The organism is Hymenobacter plasmatis (genome assembly GCF_020711255.1).
Taxonomy (GTDB): Bacteria; Bacteroidota; Bacteroidia; order Cytophagales; family Hymenobacteraceae; genus Hymenobacter.
In genome coordinates, this window is the sequence record NZ_JAJFAW010000003.1 from 181,424 (window position 1) to 207,647 (window position 26,224).

The 26,224-nt window shown below is 61.6% G+C and carries 20 protein-coding genes, 1 tRNA gene and 1 riboswitch; of the genes, 13 read left to right on the forward strand and 8 right to left on the reverse strand.

Annotated elements, in window-relative coordinates:
• Positions 1 to 78: 78 nt before the first annotated feature.
• Both LJ738_RS03260 and LJ738_RS03265 read right to left on the reverse strand, forming a co-directional pair.
• Positions 79 to 2,640 carry a PAS domain-containing sensor histidine kinase gene (locus LJ738_RS03260; protein WP_227784885.1) on the reverse strand — a complete coding sequence of 854 codons (2,562 nt, stop codon included), beginning with the start codon at positions 2,638 to 2,640 and terminating at the stop codon, positions 79 to 81.
• 300 nt (positions 2,641 to 2,940) lie between these two features.
• Entirely contained in the window at positions 2,941 to 4,254 is a 1,314-nt protein-coding gene (locus tag LJ738_RS03265; RefSeq protein WP_227784886.1) for a chloride channel protein, read from the reverse strand.
• A gap of 53 nt (positions 4,255 to 4,307) precedes the next feature.
• Positions 4,308 to 4,382: riboswitch (Fluoride riboswitch) on the reverse strand.
• Positions 4,383 to 4,520: 138 nt separating this feature from the next.
• Here LJ738_RS03265 and LJ738_RS03270 point away from each other — a divergent pair.
• Entirely contained in the window at positions 4,521 to 5,240 is a 720-nt protein-coding gene (locus LJ738_RS03270) for a phosphatase PAP2 family protein (RefSeq protein ID WP_227784887.1), read from the forward strand.
• 110 nt (positions 5,241 to 5,350) lie between these two features.
• On the opposite strand, the gene LJ738_RS03275 is transcribed toward LJ738_RS03270, so the two are convergent.
• Positions 5,351 to 6,367, reverse strand: coding sequence for a YihY/virulence factor BrkB family protein (locus tag LJ738_RS03275; RefSeq protein WP_227784888.1), 1,017 nt, complete (start codon positions 6,365 to 6,367; stop codon positions 5,351 to 5,353).
• A 155-nt stretch (positions 6,368 to 6,522) separates the two neighbouring features.
• On the reverse strand, positions 6,523 to 7,800 hold the full coding sequence (locus LJ738_RS03280; RefSeq protein WP_227784889.1) for a zinc dependent phospholipase C family protein: 1,278 nt from the start codon (positions 7,798 to 7,800) through the stop codon (positions 6,523 to 6,525).
• A gap of 353 nt (positions 7,801 to 8,153) precedes the next feature.
• Here LJ738_RS03280 and LJ738_RS03285 point away from each other — a divergent pair, with 353 nt between their 5' ends.
• Together LJ738_RS03285 and LJ738_RS03290 are read left to right on the forward strand one after the other, a co-directional pair.
• On the forward strand, positions 8,154 to 10,472 hold the full coding sequence (locus tag LJ738_RS03285; RefSeq protein ID WP_227784890.1) for a molybdopterin oxidoreductase family protein: 2,319 nt from the start codon (positions 8,154 to 8,156) through the stop codon (positions 10,470 to 10,472).
• A 31-nt stretch (positions 10,473 to 10,503) separates the two neighbouring features.
• The gene (locus LJ738_RS03290) at positions 10,504 to 10,959 is read left to right on the forward strand and encodes a molybdopterin oxidoreductase (RefSeq protein WP_227784891.1); all 456 of its coding nucleotides are present in this window, start codon (positions 10,504 to 10,506) and stop codon (positions 10,957 to 10,959) included.
• Positions 10,960 to 10,977: 18 nt separating this feature from the next.
• On the opposite strand, the gene LJ738_RS03295 is transcribed toward LJ738_RS03290, so the two are convergent.
• The gene (locus LJ738_RS03295; RefSeq protein ID WP_227784892.1) at positions 10,978 to 12,009 is read right to left on the reverse strand and encodes a tellurite resistance/C4-dicarboxylate transporter family protein; all 1,032 of its coding nucleotides are present in this window, start codon (positions 12,007 to 12,009) and stop codon (positions 10,978 to 10,980) included.
• Positions 12,010 to 12,247: 238 nt separating this feature from the next.
• Between LJ738_RS03295 and LJ738_RS03300 the strand changes: the two genes are divergently transcribed.
• A complete protein-coding gene (locus LJ738_RS03300) occupies positions 12,248 to 12,505 on the forward strand; it encodes a YidH family protein (protein ID WP_227784893.1) in 258 nt (85 codons plus the stop codon).
• 466 nt (positions 12,506 to 12,971) lie between these two features.
• Here LJ738_RS03300 and LJ738_RS03305 read toward each other — a convergent pair.
• Positions 12,972 to 13,043, reverse strand: a tRNA-Glu gene (locus LJ738_RS03305).
• 314 nt (positions 13,044 to 13,357) lie between these two features.
• Here LJ738_RS03305 and gap point away from each other — a divergent pair.
• The 4 genes from gap (at position 13,358) to LJ738_RS03325 (ending at position 16,262) form a co-directional block, all read left to right on the forward strand.
• Positions 13,358 to 14,365 carry a type I glyceraldehyde-3-phosphate dehydrogenase gene (gene gap, locus LJ738_RS03310; RefSeq protein ID WP_227784894.1) on the forward strand — a complete coding sequence of 336 codons (1,008 nt, stop codon included), beginning with the start codon at positions 13,358 to 13,360 and terminating at the stop codon, positions 14,363 to 14,365.
• A gap of 137 nt (positions 14,366 to 14,502) precedes the next feature.
• On the forward strand, positions 14,503 to 15,372 hold the full coding sequence (locus LJ738_RS03315; protein WP_227784895.1) for a diacylglycerol/lipid kinase family protein: 870 nt from the start codon (positions 14,503 to 14,505) through the stop codon (positions 15,370 to 15,372).
• Positions 15,373 to 15,409: 37 nt separating this feature from the next.
• Positions 15,410 to 15,754 (forward strand): translation initiation factor, encoded by a 345-nt coding sequence (locus tag LJ738_RS03320; RefSeq protein WP_227784896.1) that lies wholly within the window; start codon positions 15,410 to 15,412, stop codon positions 15,752 to 15,754.
• 79 nt (positions 15,755 to 15,833) lie between these two features.
• Positions 15,834 to 16,262 (forward strand): DUF1622 domain-containing protein, encoded by a 429-nt coding sequence (locus LJ738_RS03325; protein WP_227784897.1) that lies wholly within the window; start codon positions 15,834 to 15,836, stop codon positions 16,260 to 16,262.
• Here LJ738_RS03325 and kdsB read toward each other — a convergent pair.
• The gene (gene kdsB / locus LJ738_RS03330) at positions 16,259 to 17,011 is read right to left on the reverse strand and encodes a 3-deoxy-manno-octulosonate cytidylyltransferase (RefSeq protein WP_227784898.1); all 753 of its coding nucleotides are present in this window, start codon (positions 17,009 to 17,011) and stop codon (positions 16,259 to 16,261) included. The two genes, LJ738_RS03325 and kdsB, sit on opposite strands and share 4 nt — an antisense overlap.
• A gap of 352 nt (positions 17,012 to 17,363) precedes the next feature.
• Between kdsB and LJ738_RS03335 the strand changes: the two genes are divergently transcribed.
• The 5 genes from LJ738_RS03335 to LJ738_RS03355 all read left to right on the forward strand — a co-directional run bounded on the left by LJ738_RS03335 (position 17,364) and on the right by LJ738_RS03355 (position 23,721).
• The gene (locus tag LJ738_RS03335) at positions 17,364 to 18,359 is read left to right on the forward strand and encodes a DPBB and LysM peptidoglycan-binding domain-containing protein (protein ID WP_227784899.1); all 996 of its coding nucleotides are present in this window, start codon (positions 17,364 to 17,366) and stop codon (positions 18,357 to 18,359) included.
• Between the two features lie 240 nt (positions 18,360 to 18,599).
• Positions 18,600 to 19,352: a TIGR02757 family protein gene (locus LJ738_RS03340; protein WP_227784900.1), complete on the forward strand. Its 753-nt coding sequence runs from the start codon at positions 18,600 to 18,602 to the stop codon at positions 19,350 to 19,352.
• Positions 19,353 to 19,375: 23 nt separating this feature from the next.
• A complete protein-coding gene (locus LJ738_RS03345) occupies positions 19,376 to 20,056 on the forward strand; it encodes a hypothetical protein (RefSeq protein WP_227784901.1) in 681 nt (226 codons plus the stop codon).
• A gap of 217 nt (positions 20,057 to 20,273) precedes the next feature.
• A complete protein-coding gene (locus LJ738_RS03350) occupies positions 20,274 to 22,715 on the forward strand; it encodes an endonuclease MutS2 (protein ID WP_227784902.1) in 2,442 nt (813 codons plus the stop codon).
• A 19-nt stretch (positions 22,716 to 22,734) separates the two neighbouring features.
• Positions 22,735 to 23,721 (forward strand): hypothetical protein, encoded by a 987-nt coding sequence (locus tag LJ738_RS03355; protein WP_227784903.1) that lies wholly within the window; start codon positions 22,735 to 22,737, stop codon positions 23,719 to 23,721.
• Positions 23,722 to 23,806: 85 nt separating this feature from the next.
• Here LJ738_RS03355 and LJ738_RS03360 read toward each other — a convergent pair whose 3' ends face one another.
• The gene (locus LJ738_RS03360; RefSeq protein ID WP_227784904.1) at positions 23,807 to 26,164 is read right to left on the reverse strand and encodes a phospholipase D-like domain-containing protein; all 2,358 of its coding nucleotides are present in this window, start codon (positions 26,162 to 26,164) and stop codon (positions 23,807 to 23,809) included.
• Between the last annotated feature and the right edge of the window lie 60 nt (positions 26,165 to 26,224).

Sequence of the window (26,224 nt, forward strand, 5' to 3'; positions counted from 1 at the left end):
GAATGGTGAGTGGTTTTTTACGACTACTCTTCCCCCCGTGGTTGGCGGTTTCGCCGGTTTTTTCAGCTCAATTTGCTGCTAAGCCGGCAGGGACGCTGGCGGCAGCTGGGTGCTGGGCACACGAATACGAATTTGGGTGCCCCGCTCCGGCGACGATACCATGAACAGCTGGCCGTTGAGCAGCTTCACCCGGTCGTGCAGGGCATTGAGGCCCATGCCGTCTTTGCGGGGCTGGGCGGCGTCGAAGCCGTGGCCGTTGTCGCTGACTTGCAGCTCGAGCCAGCCTTCGCGCGCGGTGAGCTGCAGGTGGGCTTCGGTGGCGTCGGCGTGCTTCGCAATGTTGTTGACCAGCTCCTGCGCCATGCGGTACACAGCCAGCGCCAACGACGGGCTGAGCGGCGGCAAGGCCCCCACCAAACAGTGCAGGCGCAGCTGCGTGCTATTGAAATCGTGGCAGATGGCCCGTACCGCCACGGCTAGCCCAAAGTCCTGCAGAATGGTGGGCAGGAGCTGGTGCGAGAGTGTGCGGGTCTGGGCAATGGCGGTGGTCAGCATTTTCACGGCCTTGCGCTTGCCTTCCTCAAAGGCGCTGGCATCGGCGGTGGCCGAGAGCTGGTCGAGGTGCAGCTGGGCGGCGTAAAGCAGCTGGCCCAGGCCGTTGTGCAGGCTCTCGGCAATGCGGCGGCGCTCTACTTCCTGGGCGTCGAGCACGGCGTTGGCCAGCTGTTGCTGTTGGGCCAGCTGCAGGCGCAGCAGCTCGGCGGTGGCCCGCTTGCGGGCCGTGATGTCGTGCCAGGTCACCACCAGCCCGTCGCCGAGCGGGGCGGCCGACACGTGAAACCACGCCTCGGCCCCATCGGTAACGTAATGGTGCTCAAAATCAGAGGCCTGCTGCTGCTCCACCACGTGGCGAAAGCGGGCAAACACGCCGCTGAGCTGCAAGTCGGCCTGCTGCACCAGCAGGCGCTGGCCTACCAGGTTGGTGCGCTGCAACAGGCGGTGGGCGGCTTCGTTGGTGAGCACCCATTCGAAATCGACGAGGGCTCCGGCTGCGTCGCGCACGCTTTTCAGCACTTCGAGACTGTCGAGGGTGGCGTTGAAAATGGCGTGGAGCAGGTCCTTGCTATCGCGCAGCGCCTGCTCCGATGCCTTGCGGTCGGTGATGTCGAGCGAGGCGGAAATGATGCCATCGTCGAGCCGCGTATACGAAGCGTCAAACCACACTTTGGCAAAACCGAAGTCATGGTAGAGCTCCAGCCGCTGCGGCCGGCCCGTTTCTACTACCTCCGTAATGCGCTGCCACACGGGGAGCTGCTGCAGGCCCGGCAGCTGGTCCGACATCAGCTGGCCGCTGGCCCCCCTGGCGATGCCCATCCGTTTCACCATGGTCTGGTTGAGGGTGTCGGCCCGCAAATCCACCAGCTGGCCCTCCTCGTTGCGCACGGCGCGGTAGTACCCCAGCTGCACCGGCACCGCTTCAAAAATGGCGTTCAGCCGCTCGTTGGCGTGGCTCAGCTGCAGCTCGGTGTTTTTGCGGGAGGTAATGTTTTTGACGGTGGCCACTACGCCGCCGCTCATTTGCACGGCCGTCCACCGGAACCAGGCGGGGGTGCCGTCGCCTTCGTAGTACTGCTCCGTGTCGAGGCGCTGGCCCGTTTCGGCGGTTTCCACCAGCTTATCAAACATGTCCTGGACTTTGGCGTGCGGCCACAGCGCCAGCATGCGCAGGCTGCTGGCCTGGCAGCCCGCCATCTCATTGGCAGCGGCGTTGGCCAGCACAATGTCAAAGTCGATGATGCGTCCGGCGTCATCGCGCACACTGCGCAGCGCATACAAGGCCAGCGCCGAGCTGTTGAACACGGCTTCGAGCAGGTCCTTGCTCACGCGCAGCTCGTCTTCGGCCTGTTTCAGCTCCGTAATGTCGCGGGCAATGACCAGCACGCGGTGCACCTGGCCGTCCACAAACTCCGGCACCAGGCGCGAATAAAAGTACTGCTCGCCCGCTGGTGTTGTGTATTGATTGTAATGGGTTTGCGGCTCGCCAGTGTCGAATACGCACTGCAGCTTTTTGGTGAAGCGCTCCAAGTTAGCGCCTGGGACCTCCATCTCAACCAGTGTTTTACCGATAAGGGACGCCGCCGAAAGTCCCGCTCGGGCTTGCAGCGCCGGGTTGGCGTAGCGCAGGCGCAAGTCGGCATCCCAGCGGGTGATGACGTCGGGAATGTTGTCGGCCAGGGCCAGGTACTGGTGGTGCTGCTCCCGCTGCTGCGTAATGTCTTGCCAGTACACCAGTACCTCGGCATCGGTGGGCTGGGTGCTCATGGCTATCCACTCCTGGCAGTCGGGCAGGAAGAACTCGCCCGTGACGGAGCCGGCCGCGCCGGGAGCGTCGAGCAGGGCCTGCCGGAGCTCGGCCGGGAAGCTGGCCGGAATGAGCTGGGCCAATGGCCGGCCGACCAGCTCGTCGGCGGCGCGCCCCAGCAGGCGCGCGGCCTGGGGGTTCACCAATTTCAGCTCCCCCTGGCGGTCCAGCACCAGCACGGCCCACGGCAACAGCTCCAGCACCCGGTGGGCCAGCGCGGGCGCGGGGGCGCCCGCTGACGAAATGGAAGAAGGGTGGGGGAGGTGGTCGGTTATCATCCAGCAGGGGTTGCGCCGGGCAGGGCGAGAAGAAGGTGTACCGCCCAAAAGACGTCGGCCATGCTTTGCCAATAGCACCTGATGCACCTCAATAATGAAGTTAAAGGAACACAAATGTTGAGCCAAATCAAAACTCAGCCATTAGCCAATATCCGGGCAATCAACTAATTCTATGCCTGCGACAGATGCCACCAGGGCTGTCCTCACTGCCAGTAGCCCAACGCAATAGCCACCGTACCGCCGCCGGCCTGGCGGGCCCCCACCGGCAGAGTCAGGCTGCGGGGCCCGGCCGGAAAAAGACTAGCTTTTTTTGCGGTGCGCCGAAATTTCGCCCAACTGCCGGCCCTGCTCCCGGCCAAAGCGCAAGTGCTTGGCGTGCCCAATGACCTGGGCCGAATAAATACCGGTGTGCCCCGAAAACAGGTACGCCGCCGCGCAGGCCAGGGCCAGGTACACGCCGGCAGACGCGCCAAACAGCTCAAGCCCCATGAAGGTGCAGGCCAGCGGCGTGTTGGCCGCGCCCGCAAACACCGCCACGAAGCCCATGGCCGCCAGCAGCGCCACCGGCAGCGGCAGCACCACCGCCAGCGCCGACCCCAACGCCGCCCCAATAAAGAACAGCGGCGTGACCTCGCCGCCCTTGAAGCCGCAGCCCAACGTGAGGGCCGTGAGCGCCAGCTTGAGCAGGAAATCCTGCGGCGGCAGTGGGGCCTGAAACGCCGCCACGATGGTAGGAATGCCCAGCCCAATGTACTTGGTAGTGCCCAGCGCAGCCACCGCCAGGGCCACCAGCACGCCACCCACCACGGGCCGCAGCGGCGGGTAGGCAATGCGCCCAAACACGCGAGTAAGCCGGTGCGTGAGCGTGGCAAAGCCACGGGCCGTGAGCCCAAACAAGATGCCGCAGCCCACCGTGAGCAGCAGCGTGCCCGCCGTGATGGGCGGCACCGCCAGCTGCGGGTAAGCCGTGTGGCCCACGCCCCAGGCCTTGGTAACCAGGTCGGCGCACACAGCCGCCAGAAAGCTCGGCACGATGGCGTCGTAGCGAATGGAGCCAATCAGGAAGACTTCGAGCCCGAATACGGCCCCGGCCAGTGGCGTGCCGAACACCGACGCAAACCCCGCGCTGATGCCCGCGATGAGCAGAATCTTGCGGTCGCGCGGGCGCAGGCCCAGCAGGCGCGTGAGCTGGTCGGCCAGGGTGCCGCCCATTTGCACAGCCGTGCCCTCGCGGCCTGCCGAGCCGCCAAACAGGTGCGTGGCCAGCGTGCCAAACAGCACCAGCGGCGCCATGCGCAGCGGTATAATTTGGCGTGGGTTGTGAATCTCGTCGATGAGCAGGTTGTTGCCTTTCACCACGCTCTGGCCCAAGTAGTGGTAGCTGGCCCCGATGATGAAGCCACCCACCGGCAGCAGCCAGATTACCCAGCGGTGCGCCTCTCGCCAGGCCGTGACCCAGTCGAGCGCCAGCAGGAAAAAGGCCGAGGCCGAGCCCACCAGCAGCCCCACACCGGCGCAAATCAGCAGCCAGCGGACCAGGAAAAGCAGGTGGGGCGTTTGCTCGATGGCCAGCGCGGGCCGAAACAACTGAAAGCGGGAGGGGCGAAGGGCCACAGGCAAGGGGGTAAAGCTGACATAAAACCACGCTCCGCGGGCACGAGGCCGTGGTAGGCGTAGGAGTCATCAGCGCAGCGCCCCAAAGCGCTGGCGGTTCACGGTGGCACCCCATCACCGGATTTAGAAGCTCAAATATAGGCGCTGTGCTCCCCAATTGAAACGGCCCTCGGTTGCCCGCGCCCGGGGGTGCATTGCCCCCAGGCCGGCTCTTGCGTAAGAGGTGTTTTTGCGGTCCGGCTTCCGGTGCCGTACCCGCCTCCGGCATGTCTGTTTCTCCGCTCCTGTACTTTGTGCGCCACGTGTGGCAGCACCACCGCAAGCCGCTGGCCTGGTTGCTGGTGGGCTTCGTGCTGCCGTGGTTTGTGTTTGTGCGGCTGGCCCGCGAAGTATGGGAAGACGAAGGCCTGCCCGGCGACCACAGCATTCTGGAGTTTCTGCACGCCCACGCCACCCCCGCGCTCGATGCCCTGGCCGTGGGGCTGAGCCGGGCCGGCGGGCCGCTGGGGGCCTCGCTGCTCGCGGGGGCCATCTGGCTGGGTCTGCTGCTGGCCGGGCCGCGCCGGGCCCTGGCGTTCTTCGGCCTGGCAGTAGGCGGCGCGCAGCTGCTCAATCTGTCGGCTAAGTACCTGCTGCTGCGCACGCGGCCCTCGCTGTGGGTGTCTTTGGCTCCGGAAACGTCCTACAGCTTTCCCAGCGGGCACACCATGGCGGCCGCCGCGCTGGCGGCCGCGGTGGGGTTTCTGCTGTGGCGCACCCGCTGGCGCTGGCCGGCGGTGGCCGTGGGGCTGCTCTGGGCCGTGGGGATGGGCTGGAGCAGGATGTACCTGGGCGTGCACTACCCCTCCGACGTGCTGGCCGGCTGGGTGGGCTCGGTGGGCTGGGTGGGTGGCTTGCACCTGCTCTTTTCCCGCTACTTCCGCGAGCTGGGAGTGGTGTGGCACGAGTGGGAAAACCGCGCCCTGCGCCGCCCGCTGGATGCGTAGAAACGCAATGTTTTGCGTCTCGTCGTTGAACAACCCTCACGCGGCATGGCCCCGGAGACGCAAAGTGTTGCGTCTCTACATCGTGCTGGTAGCTCAATTTGCGGGCGTGGCTAGGCGGTACTCCAGGGGCTGTTTCGGTTTCGGTCAGGGTCATTCTGCGCGCTTCGCAAGGCGCGTTCAGTGTCGGCCCGGGTTGCTTCGTTTTCCTGCAAGCTGCCGTGTTTGCTTTCCAGGTGCACCGTTTGCACCAGTACTGCGTTTTTGTTGGGCTGAATTTCAGTGCCGTACTTGAGCACGTAGCACTTGGTGAACTCGGCCCCGAAATACAGGATAATGGAGGAGTAGTAAATCCACAGCAGCAGCACTACCAGGGAGCCGGCCGCGCCGTAGGCGGTGCTCACTTTGCTGCTCGTCACGTAGAGCGTGATGCCGAATTTGCCAATCATGAACAGGATGGCGGTGAAAATGGCCCCCACCGCCACATCCTTCCAGCGGATAATGGCATCGGGCAGCACTTTGTAGATAATGGCAAATAAGACTGAGGTAATTAGCAGGGTAACAAACAGGTTGGCTACATAAACCAGGATAACGGTCGTGTCCGGGAATATGGCCTTGAGCTTGCCCATCAGTCCCTCCACCAGCCCGCTGATAATCAGCGAGACAATCAGCAGAAAGCCCAGCCCCACGACGAGCAGGAAAGACGTAAGCCGGGCCTTGAGCAGCCGGCCCCAGCCCGCATCGGGCCGCACCCGGAGCTGCCAAATGGTATTGATGGAGTCCTGCATTTCGCTGAAAAGCCCCGTGGCCGCCAGGATGAGTGTGGCAAAGCCAATCAGCGCATTGAGTGCATTGTTGCCATGCACGGCCGCATTTTTGATGATTTCCTGCACCTGGAAAGCCACCTGGGAGCCTACCAGGCCCTGAATCTGCCCGTACAGCTTGCCTTCCACCGCCTCCTGCTGCCACAGCAGCTCCGCCGAAAAGATGATGACCATGAGCATGGGCCCGAGCGAAAAGATGGCGTAATACGCCAGGGCCGCACTGAGCTTGGGCACTTTATCGTGCGAAAAGCTGGCGCCGGTCTGCCGGAATACGCCCCAGAGGCTGGTTGCGGTGAGCTGGCTCATGGTGAGTTCTCAACACCGGATGTACGTGACAAAGTGCTCGGATGCTACCAAAAAAACTTTCTGCTTCTACGGCTCAACTTGTTGCTGATGAGTCTATTTCTGGCCTTCGGTGCCTGAGTAATGCCGGATTATGGCCAGCAGTGCGGGGCTCACTTTTACTGCGGCAAGGCGCGCAACTCTGCCAGAGCAGCTTCGCTTTCGCGCCGCTCTTTCCGGGCTTTGCGCCGGGAGGGCTTCTTTCCGTGTTTGGGCTGCGTGAGCGGCAGGCCCTGGGCAAAATACCGCGCTAGGTCGTGGCGCACGGCCAGGGGCGTGCGCGCCAGGTTGTGCTGGTATAGGGCCCGCAGCCACTTCGCGTACGTGGCATCGGCCAGGGCGTAGGTGGCCGGCTGGGTTGGCTCGCCGGTGTCGAGGTTGGAATCGGGCAGGAGGGGCAGGGCCTTACTCGTATCCGTCGGCTGCAGCTGGGCCAGGGCGCAGTAGGCGGCCAGCGCGGCGCGGTAGCTGCGGCGAAACTGAGCCTCGCCGGCAGCATCGGGTAGGGTGAAGGCGTAGGTCTTGAGCGGCCCAATTTTAGGAAGCACTTTCAGCACCAACGCCACCAGCCGCGCGCCGAGGCCGGGCCGTTCGTAGCTGGTGCCGAACTCCTTGCGGAACTCGCGGCGGTTGGCGCGGTACAGGTATTCGCGGCGCCGGGCGCGCGGGCTGAGGCGGCGGATTTCCTTGCGCTGGCTTTGCCAGGCCGCACGGGCGGCGGCCGGCAGCAGCTGGTTGACGGCAAAGCGAAAGGTGGCCACGTCCAGGTCGGGGTCAAACAGCACCTGCCCGAGCTCCAGCCCATACGTTTCGAGAAACGCGCGCTCCAGCACCGGCTTGCTCACCCGAAACCCGATGAACTTGTGGTACTCCTGGCTCCGGAAGCGCCCAGCGGCTATCTGCACCACGTCGAATGAAAACTCCAACTCGGTGTGGCGCTTGGGGGCGTCTTCGTAGGTTATCACCGGGCCGTAGGTAGCCTGCAGCTTGGGGTACACGGAGGCCATTATCAGGTTGGTACCCAGGGGGTGGCCGGTGTTGTCGGCGGCGTAGTGGGCGAGCGCGCCCAGCGCAAACGCGTACTCGTCGCGGTTGTGGGCCTGGCCCAGCAGGCTGCGCACAAAGTCGCCGGCCCGCACGTAGTGCGTGAGGTTGGTGAAGAACTTGGTCCCCAAAGGGTAGTAGCCCAAGTCCTGCACGATGGCCCCGCCGTAGGCATAGCTCTTGGCACGGGTCCACTCCTCAGCCGTGGCTCCGGGGTAGCGCTGGCGCAGCAGCGGCACCAGGCAGGGCTCCCACGTCGAGTCGATAACAGCTTGGTGGGTGAGCACCGAATACGCCGCTGCCGGTGCCACCGGCGCAGCCAGTAAGAGAAGCAGCAGAACGCGAAGCAGCATGGGGGCGGGATATACCGCAAGATAAAAATACTGCGGCCATTAGGCCTTGTGTGCCTGTAGCTTAGTAGGAGCCCGGCCACTGTTTCCTGGGCTGATTTCAGCTCAACTTTATTCGGCCCAACCCGGTCCGCACAGACGCGCATTAGATAGGCTCAGTAGTGTGACGCGTAAGCTCAACCATAGGCCAGCGTTCGGGATTGAGCTAAAATGCCGACATTAAAATTAGATTAAAATCTATCTACTTTTTTCTGCGTGCTTCCGTAGTACCAGCAGTTTCGCCGGGCTGGAAACACCTGTTTCTCGGCCCGGACGGGCTTTGCTTGTACCGGGCCACCCGCGGCCGCCTTTCACTTTTGCCCCCTGCTACCATGAACGAAACGCGCGACAGCATCCAGGACATTTGGGGACCCCGCACGCCCCACGAAGGCTACTGGCCCCAACGCGTGGACGAGCGCACCACCGAGGAGCCCCACCACTGGGTGCAGTCGGCGTGCGTGCTCTGCTCCAACTGCTGCGGCCTGGACATCGGCGTGCGCGACGGCCGCATTGTGGGTGTGCGGGGCCGGGCCGTCGACCGCGTCAACCACGGCCGCCTGGGGCCCAAGGGCCTCCACGCCTGGGAAGCCAACCACAGCCCCGACCGCCTCACCACGCCGCTCATCCGGCGCAACGGCAAGCTCGAGCCCGCCACCTGGGACGAGGCCATGAGCCTGATTGTAAGCAAGTCCAAGGAGCTGCTGGCCGAAGGCCACAGCAGCGCCATCGGCTTCTATACTTCGGGGCAGCTCTTTATTGAGGAATACTACACGCTGGGCGTGCTGGGCAAAGCCGGCCTGGGCACGCCCCACATGGACGGCAACACCCGCCTGTGCACGGCCACGGCCGGCGCCGCGCTCAAGCTCTCCTTCGGTACCGACGGCCAGGCCGGCTCCTACGCCGACCTCGACTCCACCGAGGCCGTGCTGCTGGTGGGCCACAACATGGCCTCGCAGCAAACCGTGCTCTGGGCCCGCATCCTCGACCGGCTGGCCAGCGTGAACCCGCCCAAACTCGTCGTGATTGACCCGCGCCTGACCTACACCGCCCAGCACGCCACCGTGCACCTGGCCCCGCGCGTGGGCACCAACGTGGCCGTGCTCAACGGACTGCTCCACCTTATCATCGAGAACGGCCAGGTTAACCAGGACTTTGTGAACGACCACACCGTGGGGTTTGAGGAGCTGGTGCGCACCGTGGGCAAGTGGACGCCCGAGCGCGTGGAAGCCCTGAGCGGCGTGCCGGCCGCCAAGCTGCGCGCCGCCGCCCACATCCTGGGCACCTGCCAAACGCTGGTGTCTACGGCGCTGCAGGGCGTGTACCAGTCGATGCAGGCCACGGCGGCGGCCATGCAGGTAAACAACATCAACCTGATTCGGGGCCTGATTGGCTCGCCCGGCAACGCCATTTTGCAGATGAACGGGCAGCCCACTTCGCAAAACACCCGCGAGTGCGGCGCCGACGGCGACCTGCCCGGCTTCCGCAACTGGGATAACCCTGCCCACATCGCCGACCTGGTCCGCATCTGGAACGTCGACGTGGACAAAATTCCGCACTGGGCGCCGCCCACCCACGCCATGCAAATCTGGCGCTACTGCGAAACCGGCTCCATCAAGCTGCTCTGGATTCAGGCCACCAACCCGGCCGTGAGCCTGCCGGACTTGGGCCGCATCCGCAAGATTCTGCAGAAGAAAGACCTGCTGGTGATAGTAGAAGACGCCTTTCTGACCGAAACCGCCCAGCTGGCCGACGTGGTGCTGCCCGCCGCCATCTGGGGCGAAAAAACCGGCACCTTCACCAATACCGACCGCACGGTGCACCTGTCCTATAAAGCCATTGAGCCGCCCGGGCAGGCCCGTTCCGATTTCGATATCCTGCTGGACTACGCCGACCGCATGGACTTCCGCGACAAAGACGGGCAGCCGCTCATCAAGTGGCGCACGCCGGAAGAGGCGTTTGAGGCCTGGAAGGTGTGCAGCAAGGGCCGCCCCTGCGACTACTCGGGCATGAGCTACGCCAAGCTCACCGGCGGCTCGGGCATCCAGTGGCCCTGCAACGAGCAGCACCCCGACGGCGCCGCCCACCTCTACACCGACCACGTCTTCAACACCCATTTCGACTACTGCGAAACCTACGGCTACGACCTGGAAACCGGCGCCGAAAAGCAGCCCGAAGAGTACCAGGCCAACGACCCCGCCGGCCGCGCCGTGCTGCTGGCCGCCGACTACGAGCCGCCCCACGAAGCGCCCGACGAGGCCTACCCGCTGTGGTTTACCACGGGGCGGCTGGTGTACCACTTCCACACCCGCACCAAAACCGGCCGTGCCCACGCCCTCAACCATGCAGCCCCCGAGGGCTTCGTGCAGCTGTCGGAAGAAGACGCGGCCCGCTACGGCATCGCCACCGGCGACCTCGTGGAAGTAAGCTCGCGGCGCGGCCACGCCACCGAGCCGGCCCGCGTGGGCGGCATCGAGCCGGGCCTGGTGTTCATGCCCTTCCACTACGGCTACTGGGACGAGCCCAAAGATGGCCGCCCGCGTGCGGCCAACGAGCTCACCCTCAACGAGTGGGACCCCATCAGCAAGCAGCCGCATTTCAAGTACGCCGCTGTTCGCATTCGCAAAGTCCACGCCTAGCCCGGACCTCCGCGCTTCATTCCCTTCCGCCATGCACCTCAGCAATTACCTCGGCCTGCTCGAAAGCAGCGAAAAGCAGCTCACCGACGCGTTCGAAAAGGTTTCCAGGAAACACAAAGACGAGCCCGACATCGAGCAGATGTGCCAGAAGCTCTCGGCGTGGTCGCGCGAGCACCGGGGCCGGGTCATGGGCTTCGTCAAGAAGTATTCGGAGGAAAAAGACAGCGAGCCCAAGACCCTGAAGCGCGACTTGTTTGCGGAAAAGCGCAGCGGCAGCCTGGCCCTGGTGCGCGACCTGCACGACCTGTGGCTGCTAACCCAGGAAGTGCAGCTCTGCTGGATAGTGATAAAGCAGGCCGCCCTGGCCCTGCGCGACGAGGAACTGAAAGCCGCCTACGAATACTGCAACGCCCGCACCAAGCGCCAGACCGACTGGCTCCTGGGCCGCATCAAGCAAGCCGCCCCCCAAACCCTGATAGTGGGGTAGGGGACGGCCTCTGAGGCGCTAAACCGGCTGCTTTTTCGCCGCCGTGGCCAGGTGGTAGAGCATGCCCCCACAGGTGAGCAGCCAAGCCAGCAGCGCCACGTAAATGAAGCCGGCCGGGATGCTGCTTAGCGCGGGCAGGGGCAGCAGACCGGCCAGGCGCGACGTGGCCGCCGTGTACATGCCCAGCGGAAAGACCATGCTCCAGTACGCCGGGCGGTAGGCGAAGGCGGGCCGCGCCCGCAGGTGATGCCAGGCGCGCAGCACCATCACAAAGGGCATCCACCACGTGCTCACCACCCAAAACAGCACGCTCCACCCTTTGATGAACCCGGCGGCATCGGCCAGCACGTGCGTTTGCTGCATGGTGGTGAGCAGCGTGGCGCCGGCCAGCACCGTGATGGCACTGCCGCCCACGCTTATCCAGTAGGGCGCGTCTACTTCGTCGGGCTCTACCCGCACGAAGGTGAGGCGGTAAAACAGCATCGTGCCCAGCACTAGGTAAAACAGGCTGCCCAGCAGAAACAAGCTAAGGACAATGAACACGCCCACCTCAACCGGTAAGGGCAGGCCCGGCACCAGGCCCGCGCCCAACACGGCCAATGACTCCGTGGAAACCACCAGCAGCAGCCAGCTCCCGTTCAGCCCGGTCTCGAGCGAGGGCTTGTCGGGCCGCAACGTGACGCTCAGCAGGAACGCATACAGCAGCACCACCCAGCATACGGCCCCGAAAACCCACAGCGCCAGTCCAACCGCCTGGTTGCTGCGCAGCAGTACAAACTGGTTGCCCACCAGGCAGGTAGCGGCCACCAGGGCCAGGAAGTTGGCCCCTTTCTCGTGGGAGGCCAGCTCAATTTTAAATTCCGGAAAGGAAAGCAGCACCCGCCCCAGCAGCAGCAACAGAAACAGCGGGTACAGCACCAGATTCAGGTAGAAGAACCCTTCCGCCAACCAATGCATGTGGAGCCCGTGCGCCGCCAGTGAGATGATGCCCGTGGCCATGACCATGGCGAAATAAGCGGGCTGGAACTGCTGGACTACAGACTTCCACATAGCTATGCTGCGATTGTTGCGGGGAGGTATTGTACGGCCCGAAGCAAATTCGGGCCGTACCCCGGAGTGCACGGGCCTTGGCCACCACGCTCTATACCGCCAGCTACCTCAAAGTCGTAACTGCCTACGCAGCGTGCCGGAAGCCGAACCAAAGTTGGCTGATACTCGCTGCCAGCAGTTTTTGGTGCTCATCGACCTCTGCCTGTCGTATGCAGAAGGGTTCTTCCAATTTTAACTCATGCCCGACCTGCTCTCCCTTACCGACCGCCTAGCCTTGCAGCGCACGCGCCTGGCCAACGAGCGCACCTTTCTCACGTACGTGCGCACCAGCCTGGCCATGCTCGGCTTCGGGTTGGTCCTTATTCAACTGCACCCTGTGCGCTCTGGCCTGCTGGGCTACGGGGCTGTGGCTGCTGCCATCGTGGTCATGCTCATTGGGCTGCTCCGCTTCCAGCAGCGGCGACGCGAAATTGAGGAGCAAGCACGGCTAACATAGGACGTGGTGCCTTTTCCACTATGCTGGAAGTGCTCAGCCCAAGCGCTGCCCTCAAGCTACAGTCGGCTTCTATGACTCGACAATGAGTATGGCTGGGCTGCTATAATAGCGTTCCTTTTGCCTCCAGCCGCGTGGGAGGGCAGTCTGACACAAGTCCGCCTGATTGGTTCATGAGTGACTGGCTGAAAGTGCTAAGCCAAGGTTGTAGGGCCCGGGGTCAGTAGCAAATATTCTGACATCTAAACTCCATTAGGTAATGGGCTGATTCAAGAAATACGAACCCCGTTACGCCTTTCAAAGCCATTTTCAAATACCAATATGGCGCAACTGCTTTTGTATTTATCAGTGAGACCCGAAAAAATCATTGTGATACAAGCGTTCTATTCCTGTAACACAACAATAGGTGATGCCAATGTAACTGGTTGATACACAAAGAGAAAGCCACCCTTTGGAGGTGGCTTTCTTGTAGTCCGTAGGGGAATCGAACCCCTGTTGGTAGAATGAAAATCTACTGTCCTAACCCCTAGACGAACGGACCGTGTTTGTTTTGGTGGTGCAAAGATACGGCGCGCTCCTTTCCGTGCAAGTCAGGAGGTAAAAAAAAGTGCTGAGCCGAGTAAAGTGCGTTGTTTTTCAGGCTCAAAAATATTTCAATCCGTTTTCTGAGCTGCCGCGATTGGGCTGGCGTTGGCAAAATGTAGCCGTTGTGGAGCGGGGATGGGGTGGGAGCGGAGCAAACATGGCACTGCTATTTCCCGATGTTAGCGAACCCGCGTTGGTCCTGCTATCTTCGCCCCGCGTTTTAACCGGCTGCCAGCGTGGCAGCCAGACACCTATTTTTCCAGTTTTCCAATGGCAAAAATCAAAGTCGCCATCAACGGCTTCGGCCGCATCGGCCGTCTCACCTTCAAGTCGCTGCTTGGCCGCGACAACGTAGAAATTGTCGCCATCAACGACTTGACCGACAACAAGACGCTGGCTCACCTGCTGAAATACGACTCTGTACACGGCCGCTTCGATGGCACCGTGAGCTACGACGAGGAAAGCCTGACCGTAAACGGCCAGCGCATTGCGGCCCTGGCCGAGCGCGACCCCAAGCTGCTTCCCTGGGGCAAAATGGGCGTTGACGTGGTACTGGAGTCTACGGGCCGCTTCGTAGACGAAGCCGGCGCGGGCCAGCACATCACGGCTGGTGCCAAGAAGGTCGTGATTTCGGCCCCTGCTACCGGCAACATCCCCACGGTAGTATTGGGCGTGAACGAGGACATCCTCACCGGCAACGAAACCATCCTGAGCAACGCCAGCTGCACCACCAACTGCCTGGCCCCAATGGCCAAGGTGCTGGACGACGCCTTCGGCATTGAGAAAGGCTACATCACCACGGTGCACGCCTACACTTCGGACCAAAACCTGCAGGACGCACCTCACAAGGACCTGCGCCGCGCCCGCGCTGCTGCTTACAGCATCATCCCCACCAGCACCGGCGCCGCCAAAGCCGTGGGCCTGGTGTTGCCCAAGCTGAAAGGCAAGCTCGACGGCCTCGCCATGCGCGTGCCCGTTCCGGATGGCTCGATGACCGACCTGACCGTTATCCTGAAAAAGGAAGTGACGAAAGAGGAAATCAACGCGGCCCTGAAAGCGGCTGCTGAAGGCCCCATGAAAGGCATCATTGAGTACGCTACCGACCCGCTGGTAAGCATCGACATCGTGGGCAACCCCCACAGCTGCATCTTCGATTCGGAGCTGACTTCGGCCAACGGCACGCTGGCCAAGGTTATCGGCTGGTACGACAACGAATTCGGCTACTCGACCCGCACGGCTGATTTGATTCAGAAGCTCGGCGAGCAGATGAACGGTTAATTGCTGCACTCGTAAAAAACGCCGCTCGCTTTGCCATTCGTGGCGGGGCGGGCGGCGTTTTTTCATGCCGCCAGGTCGTATCCAGCCTGGCCTACATCTTTTTTCATCATTCGCCAAGCACGCGCTGGGCGTTGCCCATGCCCAAGACCTGTTTTATTCTGAACCCCATTGCCGGGCCCAGCCGCCGCTACGACATGCCGGCGCTGATAGCGCAGCATTTTGGCGCGCTGGAAGGCAGCTATGAAATTCGCCTTACCCAAGCGGCCGGCCACGCCGTGGAGCTAGCCCGTGACGCCGCGGCCGAAGGCTTCGAGGTAGTAGCCGCCGTGGGCGGCGATGGCACCATCAACGAAGTAGGGCGGGGGCTGCTGGGCACAGATGCGGCCCTGGGCATTGTGCCGCAGGGCTCCGGCAATGGCCTGGCCCGCCACCTGAAGGTGCCGCTGGGCTTGCCGGCGGCCTTGCGGCGGCTGGCCACGCCCGATTTCAGCCGCATGGATGTGGGGCTGATGAACGGCCACCCGTTTTTTTGCACGGCCGGGCTGGGGTTTGATGCGCACGTGAGCCAGCACTTTGCCCTGGCCGGCTCGCGCGGCCTGAGCACCTACCTGCGCGTAACGCTGCGCGAGTACCGCCGCTACCTGCCGGTGCCGGTGCGGGTTGAGCTGGACGGGCAGGTGGAGGAAACCAATTGCTACGTGCTGGCCTTCGCCAATGCCTCGCAGTACGGCAACAACGCCTACATCGCGCCCCTGGCCGACCTGCGCGACGGCCTGCTCGACGTGTGCCTGATTGATGCCCTGCCCGTGATTCGGGCCATGAAGGTGAGCCTGGGCATGGCCCTCGGCAACCTGCCCCAATCCAACGCCGCCGACTACTTTCGAGTGGCGCGCGGCCGGGTCACGGCCCAGTCGCCCATTGGCTTCCACGTCGATGGCGACTACCTGGGGCACGATACCGAGTTTGTAATTGAACTGCTGCCCATGGCATTGGCCGTGGCCGTGTAAGGAAGCCAGATACCAGATGTGCTAAAGTTTTGCTGTTATGAAAGCTGATAAAAACCAAAGGCAGGGCGTGGTGTACTCCACCAACCCCGATTTTACTTATCAAACCGATGAGGCAGCCGCTGCCACTACGCTGCCGCCCCAGCAGCAACAGCTGCGCGTGCAGCTCGATAAAAAGCAGCGCGGCGGCAAGCAGGTGACGCTGGTCACGGGCTTTGTGGGCACCGATGCCGATTTGCAAGCCCTAGGCAAGCTGCTCAAAACCAAGTGCGGCGTGGGCGGCAATGCCAAGGACGGCGAAATCCTGGTGCAGGGCGACTTCCGCGACAAGGTGCTGGAGGTGCTGCTGAAAGAGGGGTACAAGGCCAAAAAGGCCGGCGGCTAAGGGCCGTTGGCTCAACTTTGGCCCGCCTCGTACTTGCCCCCCTCTTTTCAGCTCCACTGCTTTTCCCTAGCCCGCTGCTATGCTCCAATTTCCCAACCTCCCCGAAGCCCCGCATGATATAACGTCGCTGCACGGCCAGGCCGAAAGCGCCGTTATCAGTGCCGTGCTGTGGCTGAAGCTGGGCGTGGAAACCGTAGGCGCCACCATCATTGCGCTGGGCATTCTAAGCGCGGGCTGGCTGCTGGTGAAGGCCCTGGCCAAGCGCCAAACGGCAGATTTTACGGCCATTCGATTAGCGCTGGCGCGGTACCTGGCCCTGGCGCTGGAGTTTCAGCTGGGCGCCGATATTCTCTCCACGGCCATTGCGCCAAGCTGGGAGCAGATTGGGAAGCTCGGCGCCATCGCCGTAATCCGGACGGCGCTCAACTACTTCCTGTCGCGGGAAATGCGCGAGGAACGCCACGAGGCTACTCCCGAAAAAGAAGTGGTGAGCCGCGTCGAGGGCTAAAGTGCGGCCAAGCGGGCGCGGGCTTTTTCCACGTCCTCGGGTGTATCTATTCCGAACGCATCGAGCTCTGTTTTTGCGCAGGCAATTTGGAAGCCGGCCTCCAGCCAGCGCAGCTGCTCGAGGCTTTCGGCAGCTTCGAGGGGCGATACGGGCAGCTGGGTGAGCTGCTCCAGCACACTTGGCTTGTAGGCATACAGGCCCAGGTGGCGCAGGTAGCGGTGGTGGGCCAGCCACTCGGCTGTGCCGCGCTGGCGCTGGTAGGGCAGGGGGTGGCGGCTGAAATACAGGGCGTGCCCGCGCTGGTTGAGCACCACTTTGGGCAGGTGCGGGCTGAACAGCTCCTCTTCCGAAACCACGGGCTTAACCAGCGTGGCAATGTCTGGCGCGGTGGCCTCGTCGGCGAATAAGTCGGCCAAGGCGTTGATTTGGGCAGGGTGAACAAATGGCTCATCGCCTTGGATGTTGACAATGCAGTGCACCTCGGGCGGGCTGCCCAATTGCTGGAAGGCCTCCCACAGCCGGTCGGTGCCGCTGGGATGGTCGGGGTGCGTGAGCACGGCCTCGCCCCCAAAGCTGCGCACGTGCTCGAGGATGCGCGCATCGTCGGTGGCTACTACCACGCGGGCCAGATTGGCTTGCTTGGCCTGTGCCACCACCCGCTGAATCATGCTGAGGCCGCCCAGGTCAACGAGGGGCTTGCCGGGCAGGCGAGTAGAAGCAAAACGGGCGGGAATGAGGCCAAGAACCATGCGAAAGGAAGGAGGGGTAAGGGAGAGGCGCGCAAAAAGCTGGCTCAAAGAACGGACCTGGAGAGCTTTGTGGCGCTTGGTGCTGCGGGACAAGTGCCGGGGCTTTCAGCTCAATTTCCAGCAGCCTGCCGTTTCAGCTTTTTTAAGGAGGCAGGCAAAGTTGAGCTGGATGTCTGGATGAGCTTCCGCAACGCCAGTTTCGTGGCGGCGGTTTGAGCCCAACCTAGGCTTGAGCTTCAATTTAAAATAAGCTGGCGCCAATTGACCGGTAGTTTTTGCGTTATTTTGTCTTTACTGGCCGGTCAATAGGTTCTATGGGCAGGGGTGGTATGGATTTCGCAAGGTTGATTTTATGACTATAGTACTTTCACTGTTAACGTTATTGGCGCTGGGCGGGCCGGGTCCTGCAAAAGCCGGCCACTCGAAAAGCGCGCCTACCGACTCCATTGGCGTGGAGTTTCGCGGGGGCCAGCGCTTTGTGAAGCACCGCATCACGGCCGGGGAAACGCTGTCGGCCCTCTCGCGCCGCTACCACGTGTCGCTCGACCAGCTCACCGCCGCCAACCCGCAGATTAAAAATGGCCTGGGCATCGGCCAGATAGTATACGTGCCCCGCCCGGCGGCTGGCAAAGCCGCTGCGCCGGCCACCGGCAAAGCCCCGGCTGCAGCACCGGCGTCGGCCGCTCCGGCCGGTGGCCCGGTACCGGACCGCTACACCGTGGCCAAGGGCGAAACGCTGTTCGGCATTGCCCGGCGCTTCCAGCTCTCGCCCGACGACCTGATTAAGCTGAACAAACTGCCCGCCAGTGGCAAGGTGCGCGTAGGCCAGCAATTGGTGCTCACGGCCCCGGAGGCTAGCACGGCAGCCACCGCCGCCCCAGCCTCGGCTCCCAAGCCGGCTCCGGTGCGCCCCGCCGAGCTGGAGGCTATTCCCGCGACGCCGGTTACGAAAACCCCTGCTCCGGCGCCGGACAAGCCAGCCCAGGTTGCGACCGTGACGCCTGCGGCCCCGGCCGAAAAGGAGAAAGAGGAAACCCAGAAAGAAGAGCGCACCCCCAATCGCGCCAGCGAAGTACTGGCCCGCGTGGTAGAAAATGGCCTGGGCGCGCCCATCGACAAAAGCGTGACAGACAAGTATCTGGCTCTGCACAAGACGGCTCCGGTGGGCACCATTATGCAAGTGAAAAACAGCATGAACGGCCTCTCGGTGTACGTGCGCGTGATTGGCAAGCTGCCCGACACCGGCGAGAACAACAACATTCTGGTGCGCCTCTCGCCCCGGGCCATGCAAAAGCTGGGCACGGCCGACTCGCGCTTCCGAGTAGAAACCAACTACATCCCGCAGTAAGCTGACCAGCGGAATTAACAAGGGCCCAAGCACGTCATGCTGAGCGAAGGCGAAGCATCTCTACCGCGCCGCTTGTCATGCTGACGAAGGAAGAATCTTATCACGCTATAACGATTCGTTCGGCGGTGAGAGGATGCTTCGCTCCGCTCTGCATGACAAATGGCATACGAGATGCTTCGTCTTCGCTCAGCATGACTGTTTTTTAACCAGCCTTTACTTTACAAGCATCTGCCACCAGCCTTGAAAATAGCCCAACTTCGCGAGCAGCTCGATGCGCAATACGAGCGGTACAACCGCCCGGAGTTTATCGCCAACGACCCCATCCAGATTCCGCACCGCTTTACGCAGCGGCAGGACGTGGAAATCAGTGCGCTGTTTGCCGCGCTGTTGGCCTGGGGGCAGCGGCCCACCATCATCAACAAGTGCAACGAGCTGCTGCGCCGCATGGACGACGCACCGTATCAGTTCATCACCCAGCACCAGGACGAGGACCTGAAGCGCCTGCTGGGCTTCTGCCACCGCACCTTCTGCGATACCGACCTGCTGTACTTCGTGCACTGGCTGCGCTGGTGGTACGGGGCCAACGACACGCTGGAAACGGCGTTCCTGCAAGGCGCCACGCAGCGGGAGCGGCTGGAAGGCTTTCACACGCTGTTTTTTAGTCTGCCCGATGCGCCCGGCCGCACCCGCAAGCACGTGGCCACACCGGCCCGCGGCTCGGCCTGCAAGCGCGTGAACATGTACCTGCGCTGGCTGGTGCGCCGCGACAGCCACGGCGTCGACTTCGGCCTCTGGACCCGGCTCTCCATGGCCGACCTCATCATGCCCATCGACCTGCACGTGGAGCGCCAAGCCCGCCCGCTGGGTTTGCTCACCCGCAAGCTGGTGGACTGGCAAGCCGCTGAGGAGCTCACAGCTAATCTGCGATTACTGGACCCCACGGACCCGGTGAAGTACGATTTTGCGCTGTTTGGGGCGGGGGTGGATAAGTAGCCGAGTATAAAACGCCAAGCGCGATGGAACGGCAAATTACCCTCACTCTGACCAACCGTTGGAAGGCGACATTGCTCGCTTTGGGCATGGTGGTTGTGATTTTTATCTCGATGATTGGCGTGGCCCTATTGGTCAATCGAAATCTCGTGTTGGGGGCCGGGGGCGGGGTCCTTTTTCTAATCGGGCTTTTCATTTTGCCCGAATGGCTTGCCAATCGGTTCAGCCGAGAATCAGCTGTGGTCATTGTCGACGATGCCGGACTGACAGTGCGGCCCGGTGTTGTGGGTTGTGAGCAGCGCTTCAATTTTGTGGACCTTGCTTCGTATAGCATCGACAGCAGCTCGGGAGTGACGCTCCGGCCCCGGGCAGGACGTCCGTTGCACCTGCATTTCAACTACAAACTTCACCCGAAGGGATTTGGCCCCATGGGGCAGTTGCAGCATCATCTTGAGTTGGCCGTGGCCCAATTTCAGCGGGAACACCCGAACCAGCCACCAATTCGTAACCTCGGCTTACTTGACCAGCGTCGCGCTATAGCTTTGCTGCTAGGCGCCGCTTTCCTGCTGGCTTGGCGGTGCTGGTGGTTGGTGAGACAGCCCTTTGTCTCTGAAGGCCAGTGGGGTGGTTTGATAGTAGGTGGCCTGCTATTTACCCTATATGCGCTGGTGTGGTGGAACCGCCGCAGGGAATTGCAACGGCTGTAACGGATTTGTCTTGGCTTTGTGGGAGTGGCTTATTTGCTGTACTTCAGCGGCAACCCATCTCCTGACGCATATCCCCTCCGAAGCGCACCCCTTGGATTGTTATGCAAAGCGCGACATTCTTCTTCCAACACGCGAACTTCTCCGAAACGGCGAATCTTTCCCACCCCGCCGGGTGTTTACCTTCGCATCCTATCCTGAATATCGAAAGACTACTTTCTTGCTGCTACCCCAAAACTTCGAACAAAAAATAGGCTTCACCACGCTGCGCGAGCAGCTCGAAGCCAATTGCCTTTCCGCCTTGGGCCGGCAGTACGTGGCCCGCATGGAGTTCCAAACCAAGCACGAGCCCCTGCTGAAACTGCTGCAACAGGCTGATGAGTTTGCCTACCTGCTGCGCTCCGGCGCCGATTTCCCCGCCTCGCACTACTACGACCCCCAGGCCCACCTCAAGCGCGCGGCTCTGCCCGGCGCCTACCTCGACGTAGCGGCCTTCTTTGAGGTGAAAATGAGTTTGCGGACCATCCGCCAGGCGCTCACGTTTTTCACCCAGGCCGATGCCGGCTTGTACCCCACGCTGCGCCTGCTGGGCATAGGCGTGCAGGTAGACCGCAACTTGCTGGCCGCCATGGACAAAGTGGTGGACGACGAAGGCCAGGTGCGCGACGACGCCTCGCCGCTGCTGCGCCAGATTCGGCAGGAGCTGATTGCGCGCCAGGGCCAGCTGCGCCGGCAGATTGCCGGCATCCTGCGCCACGCCAAGGCCGAGGGCTGGATTCCGGGCGATGCCGAGCCTACAATCCGCGGCGGCCGCTTGGTGCTGCCCGTGATAGCCGAACACAAGCGCCGGGTGAAGGGCCTGATTCACGACGAGTCCGCCTCGGGCCAGACGGTGTTTATTGAGCCGGAAGCCGTTTTTGAGCTCAACAACGACATCAAGGACCTCGACAACGCCTACCACCGCGAGCTGATTCGCATTCTCACGGCGCTCACCGACCAGCTGCGCCCACACCTGCCCGATTTGCGCCGCGCCTATTCGTACCTGGGCTTGCTCGACTTCATTCGGGCCAAAGCCCGGCTGGCCGTCGCCCTTGACTGCCGCCTGCCGGTGATGCACAACAAGCCGCTGCTGAAGTGGCACGGCGTACGCCACCCGCTGCTGCAGCTGGCCTTTGCCCAGCACAAGCGCGAAAATGGCGACCCCCGCGAAGTGGTGCCGCTCGACCTGGAGCTGAACCACGAGCAGCGCATCCTGATTATCTCGGGCCCGAACGCCGGTGGTAAATCTGTGGCGTTGAAAACGGTGGGGCTGGTGCAGTTCATGCTGCAGATGGGCCTGCTCATCCCGTGCGCCGACAACTCCGAAGCCGGCGTGTTTGAGGATATTTTCCTGGACATTGGCGATGAGCAGAGCCTGGAAAACGACCTGAGTACCTACTCGTCGCACTTGCTGGCCATGAAGCAGTTTCTGCTGCTGGCCGGCAAGAAAAGCCTGGTGCTGATTGACGAATTTGGTACCGGCACCGAGCCCAGCCTGGGCGGCGCCATTGCCGAAGCCGTGCTCGACCAGCTCAACCAGGCCCGCGTTTACGGCGTCATCACCACGCACTACACCAACCTGAAGAACTTCGCCGAGCGCACCCCGCACCTCGTGAACGGCGCCATGCGCTACGACCCCGAGAAGCTGCAGCCGCTCTACCGCCTGGAGGTGGGCAAGCCGGGCTCCTCGTTTGCCATCGAAATTGCCCGGAAAATTGGGCTGCCCAAGAGCGTGGTGGAGCGCGCATCGCAGCTGGTGGGCAAAGACAAAATCCGCTACGACCGCCTGCTCGAAGGCCTCGAAAAGGAGAAAACCGAACTCGAAGCCCGCACCGCCGAAGCCACCAAGGCAGAAAAGCGCCTCAAACGCGCCGCCCAGGAATACACCGACCTCAAGCAGCACCTCGAAGACACGCGCCTCGAAACCCTGCGCAACGCCAAGCAACAGGCCAAAGCCCTGCTGCAGAATACCAACCAGCAGATTGAGGCCACCATTGGCGAAATCCGGCGCGGGCAGGCCGATAAGGAAATCAACAAAAAGGCCCGCGAGAAGCTGGATACCTTCGTGCGCACCGAACTGCAAATTGAGCCACCCAAGCCCAAAGCCACCCGCGAGCGCGCCGAAGCCGGCGACCTCCAGCCCGGCGACAAAGTGGCCCTGTTCGGCCAGGAAGGGCACGGCGAGCTGGTCAGCGTGAAAGGCAAAACCGCCGAAGTCCTCTTCGGTGGGCTGAAAACGCTGGTGAAAATCAGCCAGCTTGAGAAGTTGGGCCGCGCCGAAATCCGCGAGCGGGAGCAGGCGGCCAAAGCCAAGAAATCGAAGCTCAGCGGCGGCAGCTCCGGCGGCAACGGCGTGAACATTACTGACCGCATGGCCGGATTCAGCCCCACGCTGGACCTGCGCGGCGAGCGCGCCGAAGACGCCCTCACCAAAACCATGAGCTTCGTGGACGACGCCGTGATGCTGGGCATGCCCGAAATCAAGTTCCTGCACGGCCGCGGCAACGGTGTGCTCCGGCAAGTGGTGCGCGACTATCTGCGCTCACAGCGCGCCGTGGCCAGCGTGGGCGACGAGCACGCCGATAGGGGCGGGGATGGCGTGACCATAGCGGTGCTGAAGTAACTAAGTACCTTTTCTCATCATGGATACTAAGACAAAAAGTGATTTGCAGTCCATAAGAATGGCAGCAATTAGCAAGAAAAGGACATGTATGTATTCAGGCTGTCATGATAGAGCAATTAAATCGCACGTTCTGCAAAAAAACGGAATTCTAAGACAAATGTCAGAGGACAATCACCTTGTTGAAATGCGAGCGACAAGCATTATTGAGTTAGAAGAAAAAGGAATGTTTTCCTTTAGAAGTGTAGGTGTAAATGAGTCTTACACATTTAATGGGTTTTGTAATAAACATGATAGTTTAATCTTTGCACAAATTGAAAATGATAACCTTTTAGACTTTTATAAACCTTTACATCAGTGTCTATTCTCATATCGCGGCTTATGTCAAGAGATAAGGCGAAAGGAAGTATCAATCGAATGGATTAGTGAAGTAAGTTTGAAATTAGACCCAGTTTCGCAGCTTCAATTTGCATCCCTAATTGATGGTTACAAGAGTGGGGTAAAGAATCTAAACTTCTTTAAAAAGGAGATGGAGAAAGCCATTGATTCTGGCGATTTAAGCAGTTTTAACTTCACCACTGTTAAACTGCCTAAAATTGAGCTTTGCATTTCTGTCCCTTTAAACGTAAATGAACTTGAGGACTCAAATCCTCACAATCTACCTTATGAAGCATGGAAAGACAGTTTGTCTTTTCCTTTTACTACATCATTTATCAATCTTTTCCCATACAAGAAGGATTCATACTTTATATCGGGTTATCATACAGATTTTCCTTGCGGTTGGACAAAACGAGTAACAAACAAGCTCTCGTATTTGAAGAATAAAAAGCTGAAAAAAGAACTAAGCGATTTTGTGGTATTAAGACTAGAATTCTGGGCTATGTCACCGTCATTGTTTAAAAAGATACCAGCTAAAACAATAGAGAAATTCAAACATATTTTCTCGAAAAATGTAATGAACCACAGTGCGAAAATGAAGACTGATATTAACTTATTTGAAACAGTCTAGCTTGAGATTCTTAGTGCACTATAAAGCAAAAAAGGCGGCTCCTGATTCAGGAGCCGCCTTTTTCGAAAGCAACAATTGCGGGAAATTACTCCACTACCACGCGGCTGGTTTGCACCGACTCAGGCGTCATCACCTGCACCATGTATAAGCCCGACTTCAGCGACGTGGCGTCGATGGTCAGGTCGGCGCCGGTGTAGGACTGGGTGCGCTCGAGCACCACGCGGCCGGTCACATCGCGCAGCACAATGCTGGCGGTGCGGGCTGTGGTGCTGGCCAGGTGCAGATTAAAGCTGCCGCGCGTGGGGTTGGGGTAGGCCTGCATGGTGCTGGCCTGCACGGTGCCGGCGCGGGTGGCCAGCACAAGGCGGCACGCCGTGATGCCCTGGTTCTGGTTGGCAATGCGGGCGGCGTACTCCTGGTAGTACTGGTTGGTGATGCGGGCGTCGTGGATGACGAGCGTGTTTTCGTCGTTCTCCGTGTCGGCCGAGGCCGTCCAGTTGTGCGACCCCACGAACACCGTGGGGTCCGACTGCGAAGCGCCGGCGTCCACAATCAGGGTTTTGTGGTGCATGATGCCGGTGAGGTGGTCATAGAGGTACCGGTTGCCCAGGCCGCCGCCCCGGATGGTGCGGAACACGAAGCCGGCCACGCCGCTGGTGTCATTGGTGAGACCGTCGGAGCACTGGGCAATGTTGCGCAGCGTTACCTGGTCGGCGATGGCACGGCCAATGTCGGTGCGGGTAACGAGCATCGACAGCACGTGCAGGTCGTAGTCGGCGGTGCGAATAGTCTCGATGAGGCGGGCATTCACGTTGTCGGTCGGCGAGAACCACGACTCTACCTTCTTGCCGCCAATGACGAGGTAGTGGGGCGTGTTGTCGGTTTTGCGCGAGCCAAACAGGGCCGTGCCGGGCGTAGTGGTGCTGCTGCCCCACATTTCCTCAAACTCCATGGTGTACACCCGGGCCAGGCTCTGGTCCTGAATGGTTACCACGTTGTTGCGGTCGGTGCTGAGCTGGGCCGGGGTCCAGTTGGTAGAGCCCGTCCAGACCATGGGGCGGTTGACGTTGGTGCTGTTGGCGTCTATCACCACAAACTTGTTGTGCATGATGGCGCTGCCGGTGCTGCCGGCCTGGGCCGGGCGGAAAATGCGCGGAATGGCGGGCGTGAGCTGGGCGATGCTGAAGTTGGAGTTGTCGTCTTCGTAGATGACCCGCACCTGCACGCCGCGGGCGTAGGCGGCGTTTACGGCCGTCAGAATCACGGGGCTGTTCCAGTTGTAGATGGTGATGTCGAGCGTCTGCTGGGCCCGGTCGATGTAGGCGGCCAGGGTGTCGGCCACGTGGCCGCTGGGCAGGTACACGGCGTTGTTGTTGGGCAGCGCCAAGGTGTTGTCCACCGTGTTGGTGAAGTAGGTTTTCATGCGGCCCGACGAGAGCGACGCCGTAATCATGGGCGTCACGCGCGACTCGGAGCGGCCGGTGGCATTCACCGAAACGGCTTGCACGTAGTACACCGTGGCGGGCAGCAGGCCGCTGATGGCCACCGAATGCTGAGTGCCCTGCTGGCCGGCGGCTGTGACGGTAGTAGCCGGCGAGAGCGTGGGCGAAGTGGAATACAGCACCTGGGTGTCGCCGCTGTTCTGGGTGTTGAAGCTAACAGTGAAGCCCGTGGTGGTGATGTTGGACGGCACGGGGTTGCTGGTCAGGTTGGGCGTGTTGCCCTGGATAAAGTCGGCGTAGGTGCGGTTGAGCAGCTGGTAGCCGTCGGTAGTGCCGGCAGAAGTAGAAGCGTACTGACTCAGCACGCCTACCGCGTCGAACGTGCCCGTGGGGCTGGGCTTGCCCACCAGGCCGTTGGGGCCGGTAGAGTTGGCGTTGACGTAGGTTACCAGCGTGGAGTTGTTGTTCAGGCGGTAGGTGGTGTTGGCGGTGAAGGCCGTAACCAGGGCGCCTCCGGTGGTATTTACCGACGTCAACCCGTTCAGGCGCACCAGCTGGCCTTCGTACTTCTCGGCGTAGGCCGCCGAAAAGTTGGCGGCGGTGAACACCACCGGTGCCGGCACTTTGCGGTTGCCCGCCAGCACCGTCACGGAGCTAATCGGGTCAATTTCCAGCAAGCCGCGGAACATTTTCAAGCCCCCCGTTACCAGGATGCTGTCGCCGGGCACGAGGCTGCCAATCAGGGCGCCGGTGGTGCCGCTGGTGGAGGTGTACACGCCAATGCCCGCGGTGCCGTCCTGAATGTAGCGGATGGTGCTCACGGTGGAGCCCAGCTCGTTGCCGTTGGTCACGATGCCGGTCACGGTTACGGTGGGCCCGGCGGTGGTATTGGTGGCAGGGGCCTGGGCCCGCGCCGCCGCAATGGTAATGGGGGTTTGGGCTTTGACGGCGTGCCACGAAGTAGCGCACGCCAGCAAGGCCAGCAGAGTAAATTTCTTCATGAAGGCAAAAAGTGGGAGTGGAAAAAGCGAAGGATTGAGCCGAACTAAAGGATTGAGCCG